A 21467-nucleotide genomic window follows, 5' to 3' on the forward strand; every position below is an offset into this window, starting at 1 on the left:
CATGGAGGCGGTCTTTTTATTTGCTGCGCGTTATTTGCTCGGATGGGCAGCTTGCAGTTTTTTCGCCCCATCCAGGTGCTTTTCCAGGCCCGGCAACATTTTCTGTGCGAAAGCTTTCAGTTCCGTGGCGCCTTTGACTTTGTCGTCGGTCACGGTGTTGGCTTCTTTCTTGAACAGTTCGATGGTGTCTTCGTGCGCCTTGACCTGATTGTTGGCGTACGCGGCGTCGAACGATTCGTCACGCATATCAAGAATCTTTTCCTTGGCCTGCTTCACCAGTGTCGTGGTGTCAGGCACCTCGATGTCGTGTTTCTTCGCGATGGTCGCCAGTTCATCGTTCGCCTTGGAATGATCAGTGATCATCATGTTGGCGAATTCCTTGACGTCGGCCGAGGCGCTTTTTTCCAGGGCGAGCCGGCTGGTTTCGATCTCGGCGATACCGCCGGCGGCGGCCTTGTCGACGAAATCGTTTGAAGTGGCCGCGAACGCCGCGCCCATGCTGGTGCTCAAGGCTACGGCCAAAGTGAGGTGGCGCAGGTTGAATCCGTCCATTGGTTTTCTCCACACAGGTTTTCATGGGCGATCAAGTGATCGTTAATCTGTGGAGGCCGACGGGCGGGAAAAGGTTTAATCGGCCTTGCAAAAGGACGACGAACGGACACCGCTGGTCTGATAGGCGGTCGACAGAACGCGCCAACCGAGGCCATTCTGATAGTTGGTGAGCGCAATCGATCGCGTTTGCCACCGATCAACAAACGGAGGTGTTCCATGCCGGTGCCACACGACCTTTATGCGGATTTGAAACTGTCAAAGGAAGATGTCCAGCAAAAACGCACCAAGGATCCGTTACTGGATTCACTGATCAACAAGTATTCGCAGGCGGACGCCGAGGTGGTAAAGGCTGAAACCGCCCAATCGGATGCGCCCAGTGATGAGGCTCTGAAGAAGCTCAAGGAGAAGCGCTTGCAGTTCAAGGACAAGATCGTCCAACAACTTCAGGCACCGTCCTGACGTGTCGCTTCAGCCACCGACGACCGGTGGCTGAAAAATTGGAACGGTGATAAATCCCGGCACCTCGAATGATCAGAGTCCGACTTTACGGCTCCATGCGAGGTGCCCAATGAATGACCCAAAATTCCCGAGCGAAGAGCAGGGCGGCTACGACCCCATCCCCACCCGTCCCGAGCCCTTGAGCCCCGGGCGCAACACCGTCAACCCTGAAGATGAACCGGGTATCGACGAACTGCCGAACAACGAAGGCGCTATCCCCATGGATCAGGACGACGGCGCCGACCTCGACCCGGAACGCGTGCGTGAAGAAACCGATAATGCGGTGCGCGATGGCGAGATGGATCCGCGTTGATTTGACCTGACACCTGTCCTGTGGGAGCGGGCAAACCCGCGCCCACAGGTTTACTGCAAGGCCTTGCTCAACGGCAACCGCACCATATGTCTGGCCTTCAACGACCCGAAATACAACCACTCCCCATACTCACGCACCGTGGTGATCGGCGAGTAGTTGTCGCGGCTGCCGTCCTGCAGATTGGCAATCACCTTGCCCTCGACATCCAGCCCCAAGGCAAACCCGCGTTTCTCTACCGGTTTGGGCAGGACGGTCATCGCCCGCACGATCATCTTGCGCACGAAGGGATATGCTGCAGTGGCGTCGAGCAGTGCGTTGCGCGGGGCATACAGTGCCACCCAGAAACGGTCCCTGCCATTGAATGCGAGGTTGTCCGGCAGGCCTGGCAGGTTGTCGATAAACAGATCGTGGGTGCCGGCCTTCGGACCGCTGAGCCAGTATCGACTGATGCGATAGGCGCCGGTTTCGTTGACCAGCACAAACGCCTCGTCCGGTCCCAGGGTCACGCCGTTGGCAAACTCCAGTTTGTCCAGCAGGACTGCCGTTTTGCCGGTCTGGAAGTCATAGCGCAGCAAGCGACCATCGCCGCCGTGCTCGATGATCGCCTCGCCGTCGTGGCCGTATCCGAAGCGGCTGGAAGCATCACTGAAATAGGCGTAGTGCCCGGACTTGTCGATGACCACGTCGTCGGTGAACCCGAAGTCCACGCCATTCGCTGCGGTGGACAGGGCGATCAACCGCCCCTGGGCATCCAGCGACAGCAAGCCCTTGATCCCGTCAGCGATTACCAGCAAACCATTGGGGTGACGGGCCAGGCCCAACGGCCGGCCGCCGGTGTCGGCCAGCACTTTGGTGACCTTGCCGTCGAGGCTGGTGCGAATCAGCCTACCGTCATGCAGGCCGGTAATGAGCACGTTGTCCTCCAGCAGCAAGGCTTCCGGCCCGTCGATATCCTCGGCGCCCACACGCTCCACGCCTTTGAGACGTTGATTGTCGGCGTACGGCCCTCTGGTGAGAGACGGCGCCGGTGGCGGCGTCCAGGCCACGGGTTGCACTTTGGTCGGCATCAGCAGCAGGAACGCTGCAATGACCACGATCACCAGCAACACGACACGGCGAAACGCGACGGTTCGACTCACACCGTGACTCCTGCCGGGGCCAGGTGCTTGCGGGCCATTTCGCGCAAGGCCAGCATCGAGGCGGCCGATTCATGATCGATGCGCCGCTTCAGCAATAGACGGTTGGCGATGCGCATCCCAAGGCCGCTGAACTGGTATTCCAGAGTGCGGACAAAACGGGTGCCGTCGCCCTCGGCCTCGCATTCGTAAGTCACTACCAACGACAAGCCATGATCGCCCTGGGCGCGAGCGCTCCAGCGACGACCGGGCAAATACTCGTTCACCGCCCAGCTCAAATGGCCCTCGCGCCCGCCGGCCCGGATGTCTTCTTCGAAGCGTGACCCTGCATGCAGCGGCCCGCCCTGGCCCTTGACCTTGAGCGACGACGGGTGCCACTCCGGCCAACGGGTCACGGTGCTGGCGTAGGCGAGTACGTCAATCGGGTTGCCGGCGATAGTGATCTGATGCTGCATACGGGTCATGGGCGTTCTCGTCGGGTGCAGGTGCGTGGGTTCGGGCTCCCAATACAGGGTGCCGAACAGGTAGTCCGTCAGTGGAAAAACGATGTTGAAGTTGCGTTCCTGCATCAACTCCCGACGGTGATGCAGTTCGTGCAGGCGGCGCATCTGGCGGATCCATGGCCAGCGTGTCACCGGGTTTGAGGGCGGCAGGTGCTCGCAGGCGTGGAACACTTCATAGGTCAGGTAACCGAGGACCAGGCAGCCGCCGACCAGGCCGGCAACGTTGGCATCGAACTGCGCCAGCAGCCACCAGACGGGCAGGGTGATGACGAGCGTATGCACCACGATCAGCCAGGCTGGAAACAGGATCACCCGCCAGTCGCGGGCGCTGTCATACGTCATGTGTCCGGGAGCGAAGAAGCTGTGATGATCACCGGCATGGCGGGCATAGAACATCCGCGCGAAGCTTTTCTTGTGATGCCCGAGGTGACGATGCACGGCGTACACGCCGAAGTTGAAGAACAACAACGTCAGTGGCACGGCGAGCCATTCCAGCGGCAGCACCTGATGCACGGTGTTCCAGAATGCACCGATGGCCAGCAAGCCGAACAGCAGCACAAACCCGCCGTGCAGCCAGGGGTTGTAGCGTGGATGAATGTCCGCGCGATAGCGGCTGCGAAAAGCCTCGGTGGTCTGCCTCACTGCGTTCACCTGTGGTTATTGTTGTCCCAGCAGATTAGACGATCCCGCCGTTTCCGGCGGGCCAAAGCCAGGGGACACAAATGCCATGTTCCGGTGTAAAGCGGACTCAGGTCAGCGGGTTCCAGCGTTGCGACCAGTCATCGTCGGTCTGGATGACTTCGCGCAGCAGGTCGAAGGCGTGTTGCAGGGTGGCCGAGTCACGGTCGCGGGAGTAAACCAGATAGGTCGGGTAGCTGAATTCCGGAGCTTTCGGCACTTGTTCCAGCACACCGCTTTCCAGGTAACTCTGCACCACTCGGGTACGAAAGTAGCCACTGCCGCCGTTTTCCAGAATGTATTGCAAGGCCAGGGGGCCGAGGTTGAAGCTCAGCGCTGCCTTGGCTTTCTCCGGTAACGCGGCATCATGCTGCCGACGGAAGTCCTGCCCCCAGTCGATGTACACGTAGGGATCAGACTTTCCGGCCAGACGAACCAGAATCAGTTTTTCTTCCAGTATCTGCTCGACTTGCAGGCGCGGCCAATATTCGGGCTGATAGACCAGCGCCGCGTCCAGCACCCCCAGTTCCAGTTGACGCAGCAGATTTTCGCCGTCGCGGATCTCCATGCGCAGCGCGTGCCCGGGGATCTTCTCCCGCAGTTCGGCGGCCCAACTGAGCATCAACGGGTTGCACAGACTGACTTCGCCGCCGATGTGCAGTACGTCGTGGTATCCCTCAGGTAATGGCAAGTCCCGGCGCGCGGCTTCCCAGGTTTCGACCAGCTGATTGGCGTAGACCACAAAGGCTTCGCCGTTCGGAGTCAGACGAGCACCGGCGCGGTTACGCACGAACAGCGTGCTGCCCAGCTGGTTTTCGAGTTTCTGTACACGTGCGGTGATCGCAGTCTGGGTGACGTGGAGTTTTTCCGCTGCGGCGGCGAGGCTGCCGTGGCGGACGATTTCCAGAAAGGTACGGGCGAGATCGATGTCCATGGGGAGGCCGGTGCGGGAGATTCGGGCATTGTAAACGGATACACGCGGACTCGTTTGGTGCGCGTTTGTTGGGTTTGTTGAGGGGGTACATATCCGTTACCGCAGCAACGGATATGTACACCGCCGGTGAATTCCCACGAACCGGGAGAAGCGCTCTTCAGCCGTCCAGCTCAAAACGCAAAACACGAACAGCCAAACGCTCCCCAGAATCCCTGAAAGTCACTGACCGGTGCCGAAGACAATCGCGCCCGTTCATGGCTGTGAGCATGCACCGCACAAGCCCCGACGCATTGATGAACCTGTGCTGTCATCGGTGCCAGCGGTCTCCAATGCCCCGGCACATTAACCACCGGTGACCATTCCGGCACCACCGGCACGGGCGGCGGTCCGAGTTTCTCGAACTCGGCGCTGCCATAGACAATCTTGCCGTCGACAATCGTCAGCACCGACTCGATCCATTTGACCGCTTCATCCTCAATATGGAAATAGTCCGCCGACAGCGCAATCAAATCCGCCAGTTGCCCGACCTTGATCTGGCCCTTCTTGCCTTGCTCGGAAGAAAACCAGGCACTGCCGTGGGTGAACAATTCCAGTGCGGTGTCGCGACTCAAACCTTGCGGATACAGCTCCAGACCACCGACGGTGCGGCCACTGACCAGCCAATACATTGAGGTCCAGGGGTTGTAGCTCGACACCCGCGTGGCATCGGTGCCGGCGCCGACAGGAACGCCCTCGGCGAGCATCCGCGCGATCGGTGGCGTGTGCTCGGCGGCCTTGGCGCCGTAGCGGTCTACAAAGTACTCGCCCTGGAAGGCCATGCGGTCCTGGATCGCAATCCCGCCGCCCAAGGCTTTGACCCGCTCGATGTTCTGTGGCGTGATGGTTTCGGCATGATCGAAAAACCATGGCAAACCGTCGAACGGAATATCGCGATTGACCTTCTCGAAGACATCGAGCATGCGGCTGATGGATTCGTTATAGGTGGCGTGCAGACGGAACGGCCAGCGTTGCTCGACGAGGTGGCGAACCACCGGTTCCAGTTCCTGTTCCATGGTTTGCGGCAGGTCCGGACGGGGTTCGAGAAAGTCTTCGAAATCCGCCGCCGAAAACACCAGCATTTCCCCGGCACCGTTGTGCCGCAGGAAATCGTCGCCCTGGCCATAGTGGGAAGTGCTGGTCCAGTTCTTGAAGTCGGTCAGTTCTTCCTTGGGATTCTGGGTGAACAGGTTGTAGGCGATGCGCACCGTCAGCTGTTGGTCCTTGGCCAGTTGCTGAATGACCTGATAGTCGTCCGGGTAATTCTGATAACCGCCGCCGGCGTCGATGGCGCTGGTGACACCGAGGCGATTGAGTTCGCGCATGAATTGCCGGGTCGAGTTGACCTGATACTCCAGCGGCAGTTTCGGTCCCTTGGCCAGCGTCGAGTAAAGAATCATCGCATTGGGGCGGGCGATCAGCATGCCGGTCGGGTCGCCATTGGCGTCGCGCTGGATTTCACCGCCTGGCGGGTTCGGCGTATCGCGGGTGTAGCCGACCACTTTCAAGGCGGCGCGGTTGAGCAGGGCGCGATCGTAGAGGTGCAGCACGAACACCGGTGTGTCTGGTGCTGCCTTGTTCAGTTCATCAATCGTGGGCAGGCGTTTTTCGGCGAACTGGAACTCGTTCCAGCCACCGACGACCCGCACCCATTGCGGCGTGGGTGTACGGTCGGCCTGATCCTTGAGCATGCGCAAGGCATCGACCAGCGACGGCACGCCTTCCCAACGCAATTCGAGGTTGTAGTTCAAACCGCCACGGATCAGGTGCAGATGCGAGTCGTTGAGACCGGGAATCACCGTGCGACCGTGGAGGTCGATGATTTGCGTGCCCGGTCCTTGCAGCGCCATGGCCTGCGCGTCGCTACCGACCACCACGAAGCGCCCGTCCTTGATGGCGACGGCACTGGCCTGGGGTTTCTTGCGATCGACGGTGTGCAGGCGTCCGTTGTACAGAATGAGGTCGGCCGGGGTATCTGGCATGGTTTTACTCCCTGCGAACAGCGGGCTGATCCAGGCACCGACGGCACCTGCCGAAAGGCCTTGCAATACACGTCGGCGGTTGAAACCTTCGTGGTCCTCAGGTGGGGGCATGGCAGTGTTCTCCGCAAAAATGATCGGATTGAACAGCCGATGTCTGACGCATGCGGCCAGAAGGAATATAGACCGCAAATCTGCAGAGGGCGTTTTTCCAAAGGTGAAAAACGACGAATCCCGCCACAAGGGGCGGGATTCGTTTGCAACCAGAGAGGCTCCCGAACGCGGGAACCGCCGTCTTAGCTTGGGAACAGCTCGGACAGTTTCATGGCCAGCATCATGTCGCCTTCAGCGCGCAGCTTGCCGCCCATGAACGCCTGCATGCCGTCGGTCGAACCGTCAACGATGCCTTCCAGGGTTTCGCCGTCCATCACCAGAGTGACCTGGGCGTCCGGGTTTTCGCCTTCTTTCAGCTCGCAGGTGCTGTCCTTGACGATCAGCGAGAAGTTTTGGGTGTCGTCGATGCGGAAACCGAAGACCAGGTCCAGACCGGCAGCAGCGGCTGGGTTGAACTTGGCTTTCATTGCTTGTACGGCATCAGCTACGGAGGTCATGGTTCGATCCTTTCTTGGGTAATTAGAGCTGGGTGATTACAGCCAGGGTCACAATAGTCCGGACTCAGCGAAACGTGATGAGTTCCGGGGCTTTCAACAGCTGCAGGTGCGCATGACTGTTGAAAGAAGCCAGTGCCACCTCGCGACCACGGAATTTCAGTTGGTTGAGCGAGGTGTTGACGATTTGCCAGTTAAGTTCAAAGGCCTGCTTCGCCGGCATTTGCGTAATGAGGTGGAGCAGGGCGGTGATGGTGCCGCCGGAGGTGAACACGGCGATTTTCTGTGTGTTGTCGGCGCTTTCGAGGATCCGGTGCAGGCCGGCCTGCACCCGCTCGACAAAACCCAGCCAGCTTTCAAGGCCCGGGGTGTCATACGTGCCGGCGAGCCAGCGCTCGATGATCAGAGCGAAAATACGCTGGAATTCGGCACGGTTTTGCGCAGCGTTGCGCAGGATTTCCAGCGCTTCGGGTTCGTCGTCGAGCATGGCCGGCAGCAGCGCACGGATCACCGCATCGGCATCGAATTCATTGAAGGCAGAATCGGTTTCCACGATCGGTGCCGGCAAGCCTGCGGCAGCGAACTGTTCCAGCGCACTGCTGGCAGTATGCTGCTGGCGGCGCAGGTCGCCCGAGAGGCAGCGATCAAAGCGGATACCCAGCCCGGCGAGATGCTGGCCGAGGACTTCTGCCTGGCGAACACCGGTCGGCGACAGGACGTCATAGTCGTCTGCACCAAAGGAGGCCTGGCCATGTCGAATCAAATAGATACTGCCCACGTCCGCGTCATCCCGGTACGTTGAAGGTTTGGCGAGGTTATGAGGATGAGGGTGAGCTGTCAATGAAAAAACATACGCTTGTTTGAAATGCCCGTTACAGCCTGTTGCCAGAGGTTTCACGGCTGGCCGGCGGGCCGGCGCATGGGTATGCTGATGCTATCCCGCGCGCGTTAATGCAGCGCTTTGTATTGAAGGAGTCCCTGTGGAGTTTCTGTCCGAATATGCCAGTTTCCTGGCTAAAACCGTGACACTGGTGATCGCCATTCTGGTGGTCCTGGCCAGTTTCGCGTCGTTGCGCAGTAAAGGTCGACGCAAGTCGGCCGGCCAGTTGCAAGTCAGCAAACTCAATGATTTCTACAAAGGGCTGCGCGAGCGCCTGGAGCAGACCTTGCTCGACAAGGACCAGCTCAAGGCCTTGCGCAAGGTCGAAGCGAAAACCGAGAAAAAACAAAAGAAGAAGCCCGAGGCAAAATCCCGGGTGTTCGTGCTGGATTTCGATGGCGACATCAAGGCCTCGGCTACCGAGAGCCTGCGCCATGAAATCACCGCGCTGTTGACCCTGGCCACGCCAAAGGATGAAGTCGTGCTGCGTCTGGAGAGCGGTGGCGGCATGGTCCACAGCTACGGCCTGGCGTCTTCGCAACTGGCGCGCATTCGTGATGCCGGCGTGCCACTGACCGTGTGCATCGACAAGGTTGCGGCCAGCGGCGGCTACATGATGGCGTGTATCGGCGAGAAGATTATCAGCGCCCCGTTCGCCATCCTCGGCTCGATCGGGGTGGTGGCGCAGTTGCCAAACGTCAATCGCCTGCTGAGAAAGCATGACATCGACTTTGAAGTCCTCACCGCCGGCGAATACAAGCGGACCCTGACCGTATTTGGCGAAAACACCGAAAAGGGCCGTGAGAAATTTCAGGAAGACCTGGACGTCACCCATCAGCTGTTCAAGAACTTCGTGTCCCGCTATCGCCCGCAACTGGCCATCGACGAAGTGGCCACCGGCGAAATCTGGCTCGGCGTTGCCGCGCTCGACAAGCAGCTGGTTGACGAACTCAAGACCAGCGATGAGTACCTTGCCGAACGGGCGAAAAAATCCGAGCTTTATCACCTGCACTATGCCGAACGCAAAAGCCTGCAGGAACGCATCGGCATGGCGGCCAGCGGTTCGGTCGATCGCGTATTGCTGAACTGGTGGAGCCGGTTGACTCAGCAACGTTTCTGGTAACACATGCTAATAATGGTCTCTTTCATTGTCTCGCAGTGAAAGGGGCCGTTTTTTTTGTGGCGGTATATATGTAGCACTTTTTAAGAAAATCGCTCGATAGGCTAGCGTTCCTAGTTAATTTCGAGTGGTTACAATGTCATCTCTGCCCGCGAACCCAAACATTCCTGTATTAACTCCAGATCAACAGGGTGTTTTTTTCGATTTGATTAAAAACAATGCCCCTGGCTGGCTGTTGACTGCTTCAAGTCAGCTGCGACGTGAACGCTATGAAAGTCTGATCACCAATCCTTCAAGGAGTGAACTCGGCGACATTCTGAAGGGGTACCAGGTCTCGAAGGCCGTCAAGGTGGAGGGGCAGGCGGAACTCTCGCGCGCGGTGGCCACGGAACGTCTGAATGCCATTTTTGACAACTTCAAAAATGAGCGTCGGGCATTGCTCAGGCAACTCACTGGCGCGGCATTGACACGCCATCCCGCGGCGCCTGTCCCGAGTTCCAGCGCCCATTCGGGGGCGTCCCGATGAACGATTTCACTCACGATCCTGCCGACGGCCAGACGCCGTCGGCAATGCCAGGATGGCGTGCCGAACTGAAAGCCGGTATCGATCTCGCCTTGCCACAATCCCCGGGCCAGTTTGGCGAACGCTTGATCAAGGAAAAGTGGGGGGCGGGCATCGATCCGCAGACGGCCTTGCTGGTCACGCTCGATTACAACTACAAGGGTCATCCTGCAGAAAACGGTATCGAGCAGGGGCGGGTGGCGAGCTCCCGGTCGCTGCTGCAAACGTTGCTGTCCAACTACCAGACTGTGGGGGACGGCCGTTTCGCCGAAACCGCGTTCGGCTTGTACACGCCACCGGATAACGGACCCGCCGTACGCATCGTGGAAAATGCCGATGAGTTTGCCGATCACGGCAGCGGCAATCACCAGACGTATGAAGGTGTTTATCGTCGAACCGCACCGCAAGTCTACGGGCCGCCGACACAGATCAATCTCAGGCCAGCCGAGTTCAAGAAGTGGGTCTGGGAACTGGAATTGAAGGGCTTGTACGAAGCGTATCTCGGTCAAGCCTGGCCGGCCGATGACGTCATTCTCGCACCCAAACCTTATGCGTTGAGAACGTCGGTCAAAGCGGCGTTCGTCATGGCGGCCTGGTTGCAACTTCACGAACAGCGCCTGTCGCCAAAAGGCCTGAGGCTTGCGATGCAAGCGGCAGGTTTGCCGCCGGATCAGCCATGGGAAACGCTGACCATCGAGCAACTGCAAGCACCGACTCTCGCTCCTTCAGCCGTCAGGGCCGGGCGGTTGAAGCTCTACCGTTACACCGCGACAGATATCTGGGCCTTCCGTGACACCGCCAGTGCCAGAGTGCTGTTGTTCATCCCCGGCAATTCTTCCCCGCTGCACGAATTCGCCGACGCGACTCAACTGCACCAATGGATTGCCGCACAAGGCCGGGTGAATGAAACGAAACAGGCTTTGGCCGCCCACTTTGCCGAGGATGATCGCGAGGACGGTACGTTTCATGCCGGTGTCCTGACGGCGCTGGATGGCATGGCGTTGTATCCGGCGAAACACTGGCTGACGAACAATGCCGGCTTTTTCAACAACGACGGCTACTGGGATCCGGGCGAGTACATCGGCTACGACGATCCTGCATCCGCCACCGATGCGTTTGCCCACTGCGTGCTGACGATGAAGCAGGCCGCCCGGGCCACTGTCCAAAGCATCCGTGACGATGCCCAGGTCAATCGTGGCAATCTAAGTGCAGTCGTTGAACCGCTTGTGCAATGGGTCAACCGGTTCGGGCCACTGGCGTTGTTCGTTCCGGGAGGCGAGGGGATACTGGCGCTGGCCGGACTTATTGACGCGGGCTACGGCATTGATCAGGTGGCCAATGGCACAACTTCACGCGATCGCTCAGAGGGCGTGACGCGCACTGTTTTTGGCTTGCTCAATGCGTTGCCGGTAGGCGCGGAGGTGGCGCTGAAAGGTGAAACGGCCATCGTCGATTCAGCAGCGGAAGAACTCAGGCCTGAGTCGGAAGTGGCCGTTGCCCCGACGCCCGATCCGGTGAGCGTGACGCCAGCGAGCCGCGTCGAGCTCATTCGCGCCATCGGCCCCTCGGTGGCGCCTTTCAGTGATGAAGTGCTGGCACAGATCGGCAAGGTCAGCGCGATTGACGACGATATGCTGCGGTTGATGCAGGCTGGCCGCTCGCCGACGCCCTTGCTGGCGGACACCATCAGTCGCTTCAGGATCGATCACGATCTCGGCCCGGTCGGGGAGGCTGCGCAATTCAGTCAGCGTTACGAAGCACTCCAGCGTTCGGAGCACGAATGGGTCCGTCTGTTCCAGCAGCAGTACCCGGACCTGCCAACAGCCGCGATTGAGCAAATGCTTGACCGCTACGGCGTGGACATCCAACAGACACCCGTCGTGGCCGAGGCCAGGCAGCTTTTCGCACGCCTGGACGGCAAGGCACGGGAATACCAACAACATGTGCGGCTCAATCGCGCCTATGAAGGCTTTTATCTGCGGGCGGTTGCGAATGCCGACACGGACACGCTGGCCTTGCACTCCCTGAAAAACCTGCCCGGCTGGCCGCAAGATTTGCGAATCGAGGTCCTCGACGGTTCGTCCACCGGCCGGGTTCTTGACCGTTGCGGGCCCCTTGATGCCACCCATTACCGAAGCGTCATCAAGGCAGGCAACGGTTACCTACGGCAGGGTCGGCCAACGGATTTCTATGACGCGATCCTCGGCGTGCTGTCGGACGAGGAACGCTCGGTGTTGCATCTCACATCACGGAATCCGGCCAGCGAGTTGCGGCTAAGCCTCAGCGATTGTGCATTGTCCCGAGCCGAAACCCTGCTCGGTTTGCAAAGGCTCGATTCAGGGCTGACCTTCGAACGCCAGGGGTTGCGCGGTGGAGGCTACCCGTCGACGCCTCAGGGTGAAGCCATGGCATTGCAAGCCACCCGATTACAGATCAAGGATATTTACCCGGACTTCACCGATGCTGAGGTGGATCAGGTCATACAGCGCGAAGGCGTCTCGGTACAGGCGTATATCGATCGGCTGAATCTGCAATTCCAACAACTCAACACCGAGTTGAATGGCTGGGTCGAGCAAACGGTGCAAGACATTGCCGACATGGACATTCCCATGCTGGCCATGGGCGATGAAGAGGCGGCGGGTATGAACCCTGCCCAAATTGCCGTGCACAATGCCCACTTCCTGCAAATGGCCTTGCACGAGGAACAGACAGTCAGGACGGAGCTCGCCGTGGAACTTGCCGCCATTTGGCAAAAGCGCGCGCCGAACCGCCGTGTCAGGCTCGATCTCGCCTTCGAGGACTATCACCGACTACCCACCCTGAGCGTGCGGCTTGATGATGTGGTCGAATTGTCGATGCAAGGCTTCCATCTGACCGAGGAGGACAGTCTGAACGGCTTTCTCGAGAGCTTCCCGAATCTCGAGGTGTTGAATCTGGAAAACGTCGACTTGCGTCATTTCCTGGTGGACGGCCAGGAAGGGAATGCCTTGCCGCCTGCTCTGTGCCAGTTGAGAAACCTGTCCTCACTCAATCTGCGCGCCACCCAGCTGGTATTCAGTGAACGCGCTGCTTCACAACTGACTGAGCTGAAAAGCTTGCAAAGCCTCGACCTGAGCGACAACCCGTTGGGTGTACCGCCGATGGTGCTGGGCTTGAACAATCTGCGCCAACTCAACCTGCGCAATACCCGCATCAGCCATTGCCCGGTCGGGATCATGGATGAGCCATACCTGACGTCCCTGGATTTGCGCGATAACCAGATCACGCGCATCCCCCAAGCGGTGCTGAACCAGGCAATCGCCAGGGATCGGGTGCTGCTGTGGAACAACCCGTTGAGCGATGAAGACACCTTGCAGCGGCTGGTCGCGCATCGAGAACAAACGGGGATCAACCTGTGGTTGAGTGCACAGGGTGCTGACTATGCGAATCCGTTGGCCTGGTTGAACGGGATTGAACCAGGGCTGCGCGAGGCCAGGATGCAGGTCTGGCTGCGACTGGCGCTCAAGCCGGGTGGTGGGCGGTTTCTAGGGACCATGAACACGTTGACCCTCACCCCGGATTTTCGGGTCAATTACCTGGATCTTCAGGCACGGGTATGGCGGCTGTTGAGTGAAGCGGATGCTTCGGATGAATTGTGGGGCCGATTGACCTTGAATCCACTGATGCCGGCGGGCGCGTTCGATAACCCGTTTGCGGTGTTCACCACACTGGAAAACCGTGCGCAGATTTACCGGGACTGGGTGGCTTTGGGGCGACCGATTCCGATCGAGCGATAGCAGATGGGTGGAGCCGATAAAGCCCTGATCCCATTGGACCAGGGCTTTATGTGGTCAGCGGCGACGGAACAACGGCAGCGGTTCGTCGGTGGCGGCCTGATAGGTCACCGAGAAGTCCTTGAGACCTTCCAGGGCTTCGTACGGATCTTTGTCGGCACGAATCGCAAAGGCGTCAAAACCACAGCGATGCATGTAAAACAGCTGGTCGCGCAACACATCGCCAATCGCCCGCAGTTCACCTTTGAAACCGTAACGGTCACGCAGCAGGCGGGCGTTGGAGTAGTTGCGGCCATCAGTGAAGGCCGGGAAGTTCAAGGCGATGACCTGGAAGTTCGCGACGTCTTCACCGATCTCTTCGGCTTCTTCATCGGCATCCAGCCATACACCCAGGCCGCCATCACGGGCCTTGAGCATGCGGCTGTGCTCGCGCCACAGTTGCAACGGGACGATCAGGTCGTCGCAGTTGCTGATCTCGTCGATGTTGAAGTCCTTTGGCAACAGGTGCCAGGTTTCGTCGACGACTTCGTTGTTCTTAATGATTCGCTGCATAGACGCGTTCCTTGAAGAGGTCGATGCCAATACGCTGGTAGGTGTCGATGAAACGCTCGTCTTCGGTACGTTGTTCGATGTACACGTCGATCAGCTTTTCGATCACGTCAGGCATGGCTTCCTGGGCAAAGGACGGGCCGAGGATCTTGCCCAGGCTCGCATCGCGGCTGGCGCTGCCGCCGAGGGATACCTGGTAGAACTCTTCGCCTTTCTTGTCCACCCCGAGGATGCCGATGTGGCCGACGTGGTGGTGACCACAGGCGTTCATGCAGCCGGAGATGTTCAGGTCGAGTTCGCCGATGTCGAACAGATAATCCAGGTCGTCGAAACGGCGCTGGATCGATTCGGCGATCGGGATCGATTTGGCGTTGGCCAGCGAGCAGAAATCGCCGCCAGGGCAGCAGATGATGTCGGTCAGCAACCCGATGTTCGGCGTGGCGAAACCTTGCTCGCGCAATTCGCCCCACATGGCGAACAACTGGCTCTGTTCAACGTCGGCCAGAATGATGTTCTGCTCGTGGGAGGTGCGCAGTTGACCGAAACTGTAACGATCGGCCAGGTCGGACACGGCGTCGAGCTGCTTGTCGGTGATGTCGCCCGGCGCAACGCCGGTCGGCTTCAGGGACAGGGTCACGGCCACATAACCCGGCTTCTTGTGCGCCAGGGTATTGCGGGTACGCCAGCGAGCGAAGCCCGGGTGTTGCTTGTCGAGTTCGGCGAGTTCGGCGGTCTGGTTGTCCAGTGCCTTGTAGTCCGGGTCGACGAAGTGTTTGGCGACGCGATGCACTTCGGCTTCGGTCAGCGTGGTCTGGCCACCGCGAAGGTGTTCCATTTCGGCATCGACTTTCTGTGCGAAGACTTCAGGCGTCAGGGCCTTGACCAGAATCTTGATCCGCGCCTTGTACTTGTTGTCGCGACGGCCATAGCGGTTGTACACACGCAGGATGGCGTCGAGGTAGCTCAACAGGTCTTGCCACGGCAGGAATTCATTGATGAACGCGCCAACCACCGGGGTGCGGCCCAGGCCACCGCCGACCAGCACACGGAAGCCCAGTTCGCCCGCGGCGTTGTGTACCGGCTCAAGGCCGATGTCATGGACTTCGATGGCGGCACGGTCGGAAGTCGAACCGTTGATCGCGATCTTGAATTTACGCGGCAGGTAAGCGAATTCCGGGTGGAATGTCGTCCATTGGCGAACGATCTCGCACCATGGGCGCGGGTCGATCAGCTCATCGGCAGCGACGCCGGCGAACTGGTCGGTGGTGACGTTGCGCAGGCAGTTGCCGCTGGTCTGGATCGCGTGCATCTGCACGGTGGCCAGCTCAGCCAGGATGTCCGGGATGTCTTCCAGCGCCGGCCAGTTGAACTGCACGTTCTGGCGGGTACTGATGTGGGCATAGCCCTTGTCGTAGTCGCGGGCAATCTTCGCCATCATTCGCGTCTGGCGCGAAGTCAGCTGGCCGTAAGGCACCGCCACCCGCAACATCGGGGCGAAACGCTGGATATAAAGCCCGTTTTGCAAGCGCAGAGGGCGGAATTCTTCTTCGCTCAGCTCGCCTGCCAGATAGCGTCGGGTCTGATCACGGAACTGCTTGACGCGGTCCTCGATGATCCGCTGATCGTACTCGTCGTATACGTACATATAAGTCCTGTTCTCAGGCTTGGGCCGGTCGGATCCAGTGGCGATTTTCGCTTGCTGACATCTCCGATACTGCCTCGGCAATTCTGCGCGCACGGCCGCGCACTCCCTACGGAGCCGGGGCAAGATACCAGTTTGGAGTTATGCGCAAAAGTGATGTTTGAGTATATGCAAAGAACCAAAACGACTAACGAGAACCGTTATTGATAAACCCGTATTTGTGGTGTGGGCAATCCTCGTCTTTACTGTGGTCGAGTCTTTATGCAATCACCGATAAAACCGACAAGAGGCGATGCAATGAGCAACCCTACCAAAGCTTCAAAGCCTGACAGTACGGTCGATGCGTGGGCCATTCTGTTTCTGATCATTCTGGTCGTAGGCACCGCGGTATTCTGGGTCAGCCATCAATAACCGACCCCGTCCGGGCCCGACGCTGACGATTGTCGGACAAAAACCGGAATAAACGCCGTTTTACGGAGGTTCGCTGGCTATAATGCGCAGCGAATTTCCGGGGGCTCGGACGATCAATGCTGAAGTTTTTCTGCACCTTCCTGCTGATGCTGGGCGCGGCTTGCGGCCCTGCTGCGCGTGCGGAATCGGTGTTGTTCCTGAATCCGGGAAAGGTGGATGAAGCCTTCTGGGTCAGTTATTCGCAATTCATGCAGGCAGCCGCCACGGATCTGGGTATTGATCTGCGCATTCTCTACTCCCGGCGCATGCCGGAGCTCGCGCTGGCGCAAGCCCGTCAAGCGTTGCAAGGCCCCGATCGTCCTGACTATCTGGTGTTCGTCAACGAACAGTACGTTGCCCCGCAAATCCTGCGCCTGGCTCAGGGCAGCGGGGTGAAGCTGTTTATGGTCAACGCGTCGCTGACGGCCAATCAACTGAGCCTGTTGGGTGAGCGCCCTGATCGGCTGGGCAGCCTGGTGCCCAACGATGAAGAGGGCGGCTACCTGATGCTCAAGGAGCTGATCCGCCAGCATCCGCCCGTGGCGCCCGGTGAGGTGATCGAGTTGCTGGCGTTCTCCGGCCTGAAGATCACGCCATCGGCGCAGCTGCGCGAGCAAGGCATGATGCGCGCGTTGGCCGAGCATCCCGAGGTGCGTTTGCGGCAACTGGTGTACAGCGGCTGGACTCGGGACCGTGCGTATGAACAGGCGAAATTGCTGTTTCGGCGCTATCCGAAGGTGTCGCTGGTGTGGTCCGCCAATGACGAAATGGCGTTTGGCGCCATGCAGGCGTATTCAGAGACCGGCGGCGTACCCGGGAAGGGCGCGTTGTTCAGCGCGGTCAACACCTCTACCGCCGCGTTGAAAGCGAAAGTGGATGGACGATTGAGCGTCCTGTTGGGCGGTCATTTCACCCTGGGTGGCTGGGCTCTGGTGGAATTGCATGACCTCGATCGGGGCGTGGACATCAGCCAGTACGGCGGCTGTGATCGCCAGATTCCATTGCTGCAACTGGTCGACAGGGCAACCGCCAGGCGAATGCTGGCCATGGGCGACTCGCCGGATTACGGCGTGGACTTCCGTCGCCTGTCGGCCAAGGGACGGCCGACGTCCTATCGCTATCCGTTCAGCCTGCAAACCCTGATGCGCTAAACCCCTGCCAGCAACAGCACCAGCTGCACGATGCCGTAGAGCGCCAAGGCGAACACCGTCGTGAACAGAATCCCCAGAATCACAAAATGACTGGGCTTGCCGTGGGTGAAATCCCGGGCCCGGTTCTTCCCGCTCTGCACCCCGAACGCCGCCGCCATGACACTGTGCAGCATCTGCCAGAGCGTGGGCGGCTTGTTGTCGACTGGATCGTCCATAAACCCCTCGTCACGAATGTGTGAAGAGTAAGCATAGACAATCCGCGGCCAGCACAAAGCAAATGTGGAAGCGGTTTCTCGACCGGCCACGGAATTGTGGCCGGGAGACTGATCCTAGTTGTCGTAACCGAGGTTCGGCGCCAACCAACGTTCGGTCACGCTCAACTCCTGGCCTTTGCGCGAGGTGTAGCTCTGCACCTGATCCTTGTCGACCTTGCCCACGGCGAAGTATTGCGCCTGCGGGTGAGCGAAGTACCAGCCGCTGACCGCCGCCGCCGGGAACATTGCGTAGTGCTCGGTGAGGAACACGCCGCTGCGGCCGGCCTGCATCTCGCTGGCTTCAGGGTCGAGCAAGGCGAACAGGGTGCTTTTCTCGGTGTGATCCGGGCAGGCCGGATAGCCGGGAGCAGGGCGGATGCCGGTGTATTGCTCTTTGATCAGCGCCTCGTTGTCGAGCGTCTCGTCCTTGGCGTAACCCCAATAATCCTTGCGGACCTGTTGGTGCAACCACTCGGCGCACGCCTCGGCCAAGCGGTCGGCCAAGGCCTTGACCATGATCGAGTTGTAATCGTCACCCGCGTCCTGATAAGCCTTGGCCACTTCTTCGGCGCCGATGCCAGCGGTGGTGATAAAGCCACCCACGTAGTCGGTGATTTCACTGTCCTTCGGCGCCACGAAGTCGGCCAGGGAGAAGTTCGGCTTGCCGTCGGTCTTGATGATCTGCTGACGCAGGTGATGCAGCTTGGCCAAGGGCTTGCCGTCATCGCCGTAGACTTCGATGTCGTCGTCACGCACCTGGTTGGCTGGCCAGAAACCGAACACCGCACGGGCGCTGATCAGTTTCTCGTCGATCAGCTTGGCGAGCATTTCCTGGGCATCGGCGTACAGCGCCGTAGCGGCTTCACCGACCACTTCGTCCTGGAGGATGCGCGGGAACTTGCCGGCCAGGTCCCAGGAGATGAAGAACGGCGTCCAGTCGATGTATTCGGCCAGGACTTTCAGGTCGATGTTGTCCAGCACTTTGGAACCGGTGAACGTCGGTTTGACCGGCGCATAGGTGCTCCAGTCGAACTGCGGCTTCTTGGCGATGGCGGCCGCATAGCTCAGGCGTTCGGTACGGGCACTGCGGTTGGCGGTGCGCTCGCGAACGTCGATGTATTCCAGGCGGGTCTTCTCGACGAACGCCGGTTTCAATTCCTTGGACAGCAACTGCGTCGCTACACCGACGGCGCGGGAGGCGTCGGTGACGTAAATCACCGCGTCGTTGCTGTACTTCGGCTCGATCTTCACCGCCGTGTGTGCCTTGGAGGTGGTCGCGCCGCCGATCATCAGCGGCAGGTGGAAGTCCTGGCGCTGCATCTCGCGGGCCACGTGGACCATTTCATCCAGCGAAGGGGTGATCAGGCCGGACAGGCCGATGATGTCGCATTTCTGCTCCTTGGCCACTTGCAGGATCTTCTCCGCCGGCACCATCACGCCGAGGTCGACGATGTCATAGCCGTTACAGCCCAGCACCACGCCCACGATGTTCTTGCCGATGTCGTGCACGTCGCCTTTCACCGTGGCCATGAGGATCTTGCCCTTGGCTTCCGGCTTGTCGCCTTTTTCCAGTTCGATGAACGGGATCAAGTGGGCCACGGCCTGCTTCATCACACGGGCGGATTTCACCACCTGCGGCAGGAACATTTTGCCGGCGCCGAACAGGTCACCGACGATGTTCATGCCGGACATCAGCGGGCCTTCGATTACCTCGATCGGGCGCGCGAACGACTGGCGCGATTCTTCGGTGTCTTCGACGATGTGCGTGGTGATGCCCTTGACCAGTGCGTGCTCCAGACGCTTGTTGACGTCCCAGCCGCGCCACTCTTCGGTCTCGGCTTCCTTGACGCTGCCGTCGCCCTTGTACTTGTCGGCGATGGCGAGGAGGGCGTCGGTGCCTTCCGGGGTGCGGTTGAGGATCACGTCTTCGACGGCGTCGCGCAGTTCCACCGGGATCTGGTCGTAGATCTCCAGCTGGCCGGCGTTGACGATGCCCATGGTCAGGCCGTTGCGGATCGCATACAGCAGGAACACCGAGTGGATCGCCTCACGCACCGGGTTGTTGCCACGGAACGAGAAGGACACGTTGGACACGCCACCCGAGGTCAGCGCATACGGCAGTTCGTCGCGGATGTAGGCACAGGCGTTGATGAAGTCCACGGCGTAGTTGTTGTGTTCTTCGATACCGGTGGCCACGGCGAAGATGTTCGGGTCGAAGATGATGTCTTCCGGCGGGAAGCCGACTTCGTTGACCAGAATGTCGTAGGAGCGTTTGCAGATCTCTTTCTTGCGCGCTTCGGTGTCGGCCTGGCCGGCTTCGTCGAAGGCCATTACGACCACGGCGGCGCCGTAGCGCTTGCACAGTTTGGCGTGATGAATGAACTGCTCGACGCCTTCCTTCATGCTGATCGAGTTGACGATGCCCTTGCCCTGGATGCACTTCAGGCCGGCTTCGATCACTTCCCACTTCGAGGAGTCGATCATGATCGGCACGCGGGAAATGTCCGGTTCACCGGCAATCAGATTGAGGAAGGTCACCATGGCCTTCTTCGAATCGAGCATCCCCTCGTCCATGTTGATGTCGATGATCTGCGCGCCGGCTTCAACCTGCTGCAGGGCGACTTCCAGGGCTTCGGTGTAGTTGTCTTCACGGATCAGTCGGGCGAACTTGGCCGAGCCGGTGATGTTGGTGCGCTCACCAACGTTGACGAACAACGAGCTGCGATCGATGGTGAACGGCTCCAGGCCCGAGAGGCGGCAGGCCTTCGGAATGTCCGGGATTTCACGCGGTGCATAACCGGCGACGGCTTTGGCGATGGCTTCGATGTGGCCCGGCGTGGTGCCGCAGCAGCCGCCGACGATGTTGAGGAAGCCGCTTTGGGCGAATTCTTCGATGACCTTGGCCGTTTGCGACGGCAGTTCGTCGTACTCGCCGAATTCGTTAGGCAGGCCGGCGTTCGGGTGCGCGGAGACGTGGGTGCCGGCCTTGTTCGACAGCTCTTCGAGGTACGGGCGCAGTTCGCTGGCGCCGAGTGCGCAGTTCAGGCCGACGGAAATCGGTTTGGCGTGGGCCACGGAGTTCCAGAAGGCTTCGGTGGTCTGGCCCGACAGGGTGCGGCCGGAAGCGTCGGTGATGGTGCCGGAGATCATGATCGGCAGTTCAACGCCCAACGCTTCGAACACCCCTTGCACGGCGAAGATCGCGGCTTTGGCGTTCAGGGTGTCGAAGATGGTTTCGATCAGGATCAGGTCGGCGCCGCCTTCGATCAGGCCTTTGGTGGCCTCGGTGTAGTTCTCCACCAGCTCATCGAAGGTCACGTTGCGGTAACCGGGGTTGTTCACGTCTGGCGACAGCGAGCAGGTGCGGCTGGTCGGGCCGAGCACGCCAGCGACGAAGCGCGGCTTGTCCGGGTTCTCGAGGGTTTTCGCATCGGCGATCTTGCGCGCCAGGCGAGCGCCTTCTACGTTCAGTTCGTAGGCCAGTTCTTCCATGCCGTAATCGGCCATGGAAATCCGGGTGGCGTTGAAGGTGTTGGTTTCCAGAATGTCCGCGCCGGCATCCAGGTAGGCTTTCTCGATACCACCGATCACGTCCGGGCGCGTCAGCACCAACAGGTCGTTGTTGCCTTTGACATCGCTCGGCCAGTCGGCAAAGCGTTTGCCACGGTAATCCTGCTCCTCGAGCTTGTAGCTCTGGATCATCGTGCCCATACCGCCATCGAGAATCAGGATGCGCTCTTTAAGGGCGTGCTTGAGAGCTTGAAGGCGAATACTGCGATCGGACATTTGGACTACTCGGAAAGGCCATGACGAAGGGCCGGAATCATAGCAAACCTGTGCGCTTTTAGA

General features: G+C 59.6%; 17 protein-coding genes. 6 read left to right on the forward strand and 11 right to left on the reverse strand.

The annotated features are described in order from the left end of the window. Window positions 1-30: 30 nt before the first annotated feature. Complete coding sequence (locus ACM6I5_RS08815) at window positions 31-552, reverse strand: DUF4142 domain-containing protein (protein WP_414879776.1); 522 nt, start codon at window positions 550-552, stop codon at window positions 31-33. Window positions 553-768: 216 nt separating this feature from the next. On the opposite strand from ACM6I5_RS08815, the gene ACM6I5_RS08820 reads away from it, so the two are divergent. Together ACM6I5_RS08820 and ACM6I5_RS08825 are read left to right on the forward strand one after the other, a co-directional pair. After that, window positions 769-1011 carry a DUF465 domain-containing protein gene (locus ACM6I5_RS08820; protein WP_017339187.1) on the forward strand — a complete coding sequence of 81 codons (243 nt, stop codon included), beginning with the start codon at window positions 769-771 and terminating at the stop codon, window positions 1009-1011. Between the two features lie 109 nt (window positions 1012-1120). After that, window positions 1121-1363 carry a hypothetical protein gene (locus tag ACM6I5_RS08825; protein WP_414883612.1) on the forward strand — a complete coding sequence of 81 codons (243 nt, stop codon included), beginning with the start codon at window positions 1121-1123 and terminating at the stop codon, window positions 1361-1363. Between the two features lie 50 nt (window positions 1364-1413). Here ACM6I5_RS08825 and ACM6I5_RS08830 read toward each other — a convergent pair whose 3' ends face one another. The 6 genes from ACM6I5_RS08830 to ACM6I5_RS08855 form a co-directional block, all read right to left on the reverse strand. Next, window positions 1414-2502: an SMP-30/gluconolactonase/LRE family protein gene (locus tag ACM6I5_RS08830; protein ID WP_414883613.1), complete on the reverse strand. Its 1089-nt coding sequence runs from the start codon at window positions 2500-2502 to the stop codon at window positions 1414-1416. Beyond that, the gene (locus tag ACM6I5_RS08835) at window positions 2499-3644 is read right to left on the reverse strand and encodes a sterol desaturase/SRPBCC family protein (RefSeq protein WP_052909696.1); all 1146 of its coding nucleotides are present in this window, start codon (window positions 3642-3644) and stop codon (window positions 2499-2501) included. Before ACM6I5_RS08835 ends, ACM6I5_RS08830 begins: the two co-directional genes overlap by 4 nt. Before the next feature lie 106 nt (window positions 3645-3750). Next, window positions 3751-4614, reverse strand: coding sequence for a LysR family transcriptional regulator (locus tag ACM6I5_RS08840; protein ID WP_017339183.1), 864 nt, complete (start codon window positions 4612-4614; stop codon window positions 3751-3753). Between the two features lie 170 nt (window positions 4615-4784). Next, a complete protein-coding gene (locus ACM6I5_RS08845; protein WP_414883949.1) occupies window positions 4785-6632 on the reverse strand; it encodes an amidohydrolase in 1848 nt (615 codons plus the stop codon). A 293-nt stretch (window positions 6633-6925) separates the two neighbouring features. After that, entirely contained in the window at window positions 6926-7240 is a 315-nt protein-coding gene (locus ACM6I5_RS08850; RefSeq protein WP_414879774.1) for an SCP2 sterol-binding domain-containing protein, read from the reverse strand. A gap of 64 nt (window positions 7241-7304) precedes the next feature. Then, on the reverse strand, window positions 7305-8015 hold the full coding sequence (locus tag ACM6I5_RS08855; RefSeq protein WP_017339180.1) for a histidine phosphatase family protein: 711 nt from the start codon (window positions 8013-8015) through the stop codon (window positions 7305-7307). Between the two features lie 202 nt (window positions 8016-8217). Between ACM6I5_RS08855 and sohB the strand changes: the two genes are divergently transcribed. From sohB to ACM6I5_RS08870, 3 genes are all read left to right on the forward strand, one after another. Further along, complete coding sequence (sohB, locus tag ACM6I5_RS08860; protein WP_414883614.1) at window positions 8218-9240, forward strand: protease SohB; 1023 nt, start codon at window positions 8218-8220, stop codon at window positions 9238-9240. A gap of 133 nt (window positions 9241-9373) precedes the next feature. Then, window positions 9374-9763 carry a hypothetical protein gene (locus ACM6I5_RS08865; RefSeq protein ID WP_414883615.1) on the forward strand — a complete coding sequence of 130 codons (390 nt, stop codon included), beginning with the start codon at window positions 9374-9376 and terminating at the stop codon, window positions 9761-9763. After that, window positions 9760-13575 (forward strand): dermonecrotic toxin domain-containing protein, encoded by a 3816-nt coding sequence (locus ACM6I5_RS08870; RefSeq protein ID WP_414883616.1) that lies wholly within the window; start codon window positions 9760-9762, stop codon window positions 13573-13575. Before ACM6I5_RS08865 ends, ACM6I5_RS08870 begins: the two co-directional genes overlap by 4 nt. A 54-nt stretch (window positions 13576-13629) precedes the next feature. Here the strand turns inward: ACM6I5_RS08870 and ACM6I5_RS08875 are convergent, their stop codons facing one another. Then, window positions 13630-14124 carry a DUF934 domain-containing protein gene (locus ACM6I5_RS08875; protein WP_017339176.1) on the reverse strand — a complete coding sequence of 165 codons (495 nt, stop codon included), beginning with the start codon at window positions 14122-14124 and terminating at the stop codon, window positions 13630-13632. Then, window positions 14108-15766 carry a nitrite/sulfite reductase gene (locus ACM6I5_RS08880; RefSeq protein WP_414879771.1) on the reverse strand — a complete coding sequence of 553 codons (1659 nt, stop codon included), beginning with the start codon at window positions 15764-15766 and terminating at the stop codon, window positions 14108-14110. Before ACM6I5_RS08880 ends, ACM6I5_RS08875 begins: the two co-directional genes overlap by 17 nt. A 524-nt stretch (window positions 15767-16290) precedes the next feature. On the opposite strand from ACM6I5_RS08880, the gene ACM6I5_RS08885 reads away from it, so the two are divergent. After that, window positions 16291-17364: an ABC transporter substrate-binding protein gene (locus tag ACM6I5_RS08885; RefSeq protein ID WP_414883617.1), complete on the forward strand. Its 1074-nt coding sequence runs from the start codon at window positions 16291-16293 to the stop codon at window positions 17362-17364. Here the strand turns inward: ACM6I5_RS08885 and ACM6I5_RS08890 are convergent. Then, complete coding sequence (locus ACM6I5_RS08890) at window positions 17361-17579, reverse strand: DUF2970 domain-containing protein (RefSeq protein ID WP_017339173.1); 219 nt, start codon at window positions 17577-17579, stop codon at window positions 17361-17363. The two genes, ACM6I5_RS08885 and ACM6I5_RS08890, sit on opposite strands and share 4 nt — an antisense overlap. A 114-nt stretch (window positions 17580-17693) precedes the next feature. Then, entirely contained in the window at window positions 17694-21404 is a 3711-nt protein-coding gene (gene metH, locus ACM6I5_RS08895) for a methionine synthase (protein WP_414883618.1), read from the reverse strand. Window positions 21405-21467: the final 63 nt, after the last annotated feature.

The sequence above is a fragment of the Pseudomonas sp. IT-P171 genome, assembly GCF_949767765.1.
Classification (GTDB): domain Bacteria; phylum Pseudomonadota; class Gammaproteobacteria; order Pseudomonadales; family Pseudomonadaceae; genus Aquipseudomonas; species Aquipseudomonas fluorescens_B.

What these genes read in the sequence shown, in the direction of transcription:
- ACM6I5_RS08820 (WP_017339187.1), top strand. Translation starts at nt 769, where the DNA reads ATGCCGGTGCCACACGACCTTTATGCGGATTTGAAACTGTCAAAGGAA.
- ACM6I5_RS08875 (WP_017339176.1), bottom strand. Translation starts at nt 14,124, where the DNA reads ATGCAGCGAATCATTAAGAACAACGAAGTCGTCGACGAAACCTGGCAC.
- ACM6I5_RS08890 (WP_017339173.1), bottom strand. Translation starts at nt 17,579, where the DNA reads ATGGACGATCCAGTCGACAACAAGCCGCCCACGCTCTGGCAGATGCTG.
- ACM6I5_RS08815 (WP_414879776.1), bottom strand. Translation starts at nt 552, where the DNA reads ATGGACGGATTCAACCTGCGCCACCTCACTTTGGCCGTAGCCTTGAGC.
- ACM6I5_RS08880 (WP_414879771.1), bottom strand. Translation starts at nt 15,766, where the DNA reads ATGTACGTATACGACGAGTACGATCAGCGGATCATCGAGGACCGCGTC.
- ACM6I5_RS08825 (WP_414883612.1), top strand. Translation starts at nt 1,121, where the DNA reads ATGAATGACCCAAAATTCCCGAGCGAAGAGCAGGGCGGCTACGACCCC.
- metH (WP_414883618.1), bottom strand. Translation starts at nt 21,404, where the DNA reads ATGTCCGATCGCAGTATTCGCCTTCAAGCTCTCAAGCACGCCCTTAAA.
- ACM6I5_RS08840 (WP_017339183.1), bottom strand. Translation starts at nt 4,614, where the DNA reads ATGGACATCGATCTCGCCCGTACCTTTCTGGAAATCGTCCGCCACGGC.
- ACM6I5_RS08865 (WP_414883615.1), top strand. Translation starts at nt 9,374, where the DNA reads ATGTCATCTCTGCCCGCGAACCCAAACATTCCTGTATTAACTCCAGAT.
- ACM6I5_RS08845 (WP_414883949.1), bottom strand. Translation starts at nt 6,632, where the DNA reads ATGCCAGATACCCCGGCCGACCTCATTCTGTACAACGGACGCCTGCAC.
- ACM6I5_RS08850 (WP_414879774.1), bottom strand. Translation starts at nt 7,240, where the DNA reads ATGACCTCCGTAGCTGATGCCGTACAAGCAATGAAAGCCAAGTTCAAC.
- ACM6I5_RS08885 (WP_414883617.1), top strand. Translation starts at nt 16,291, where the DNA reads ATGCTGAAGTTTTTCTGCACCTTCCTGCTGATGCTGGGCGCGGCTTGC.
- ACM6I5_RS08870 (WP_414883616.1), top strand. Translation starts at nt 9,760, where the DNA reads ATGAACGATTTCACTCACGATCCTGCCGACGGCCAGACGCCGTCGGCA.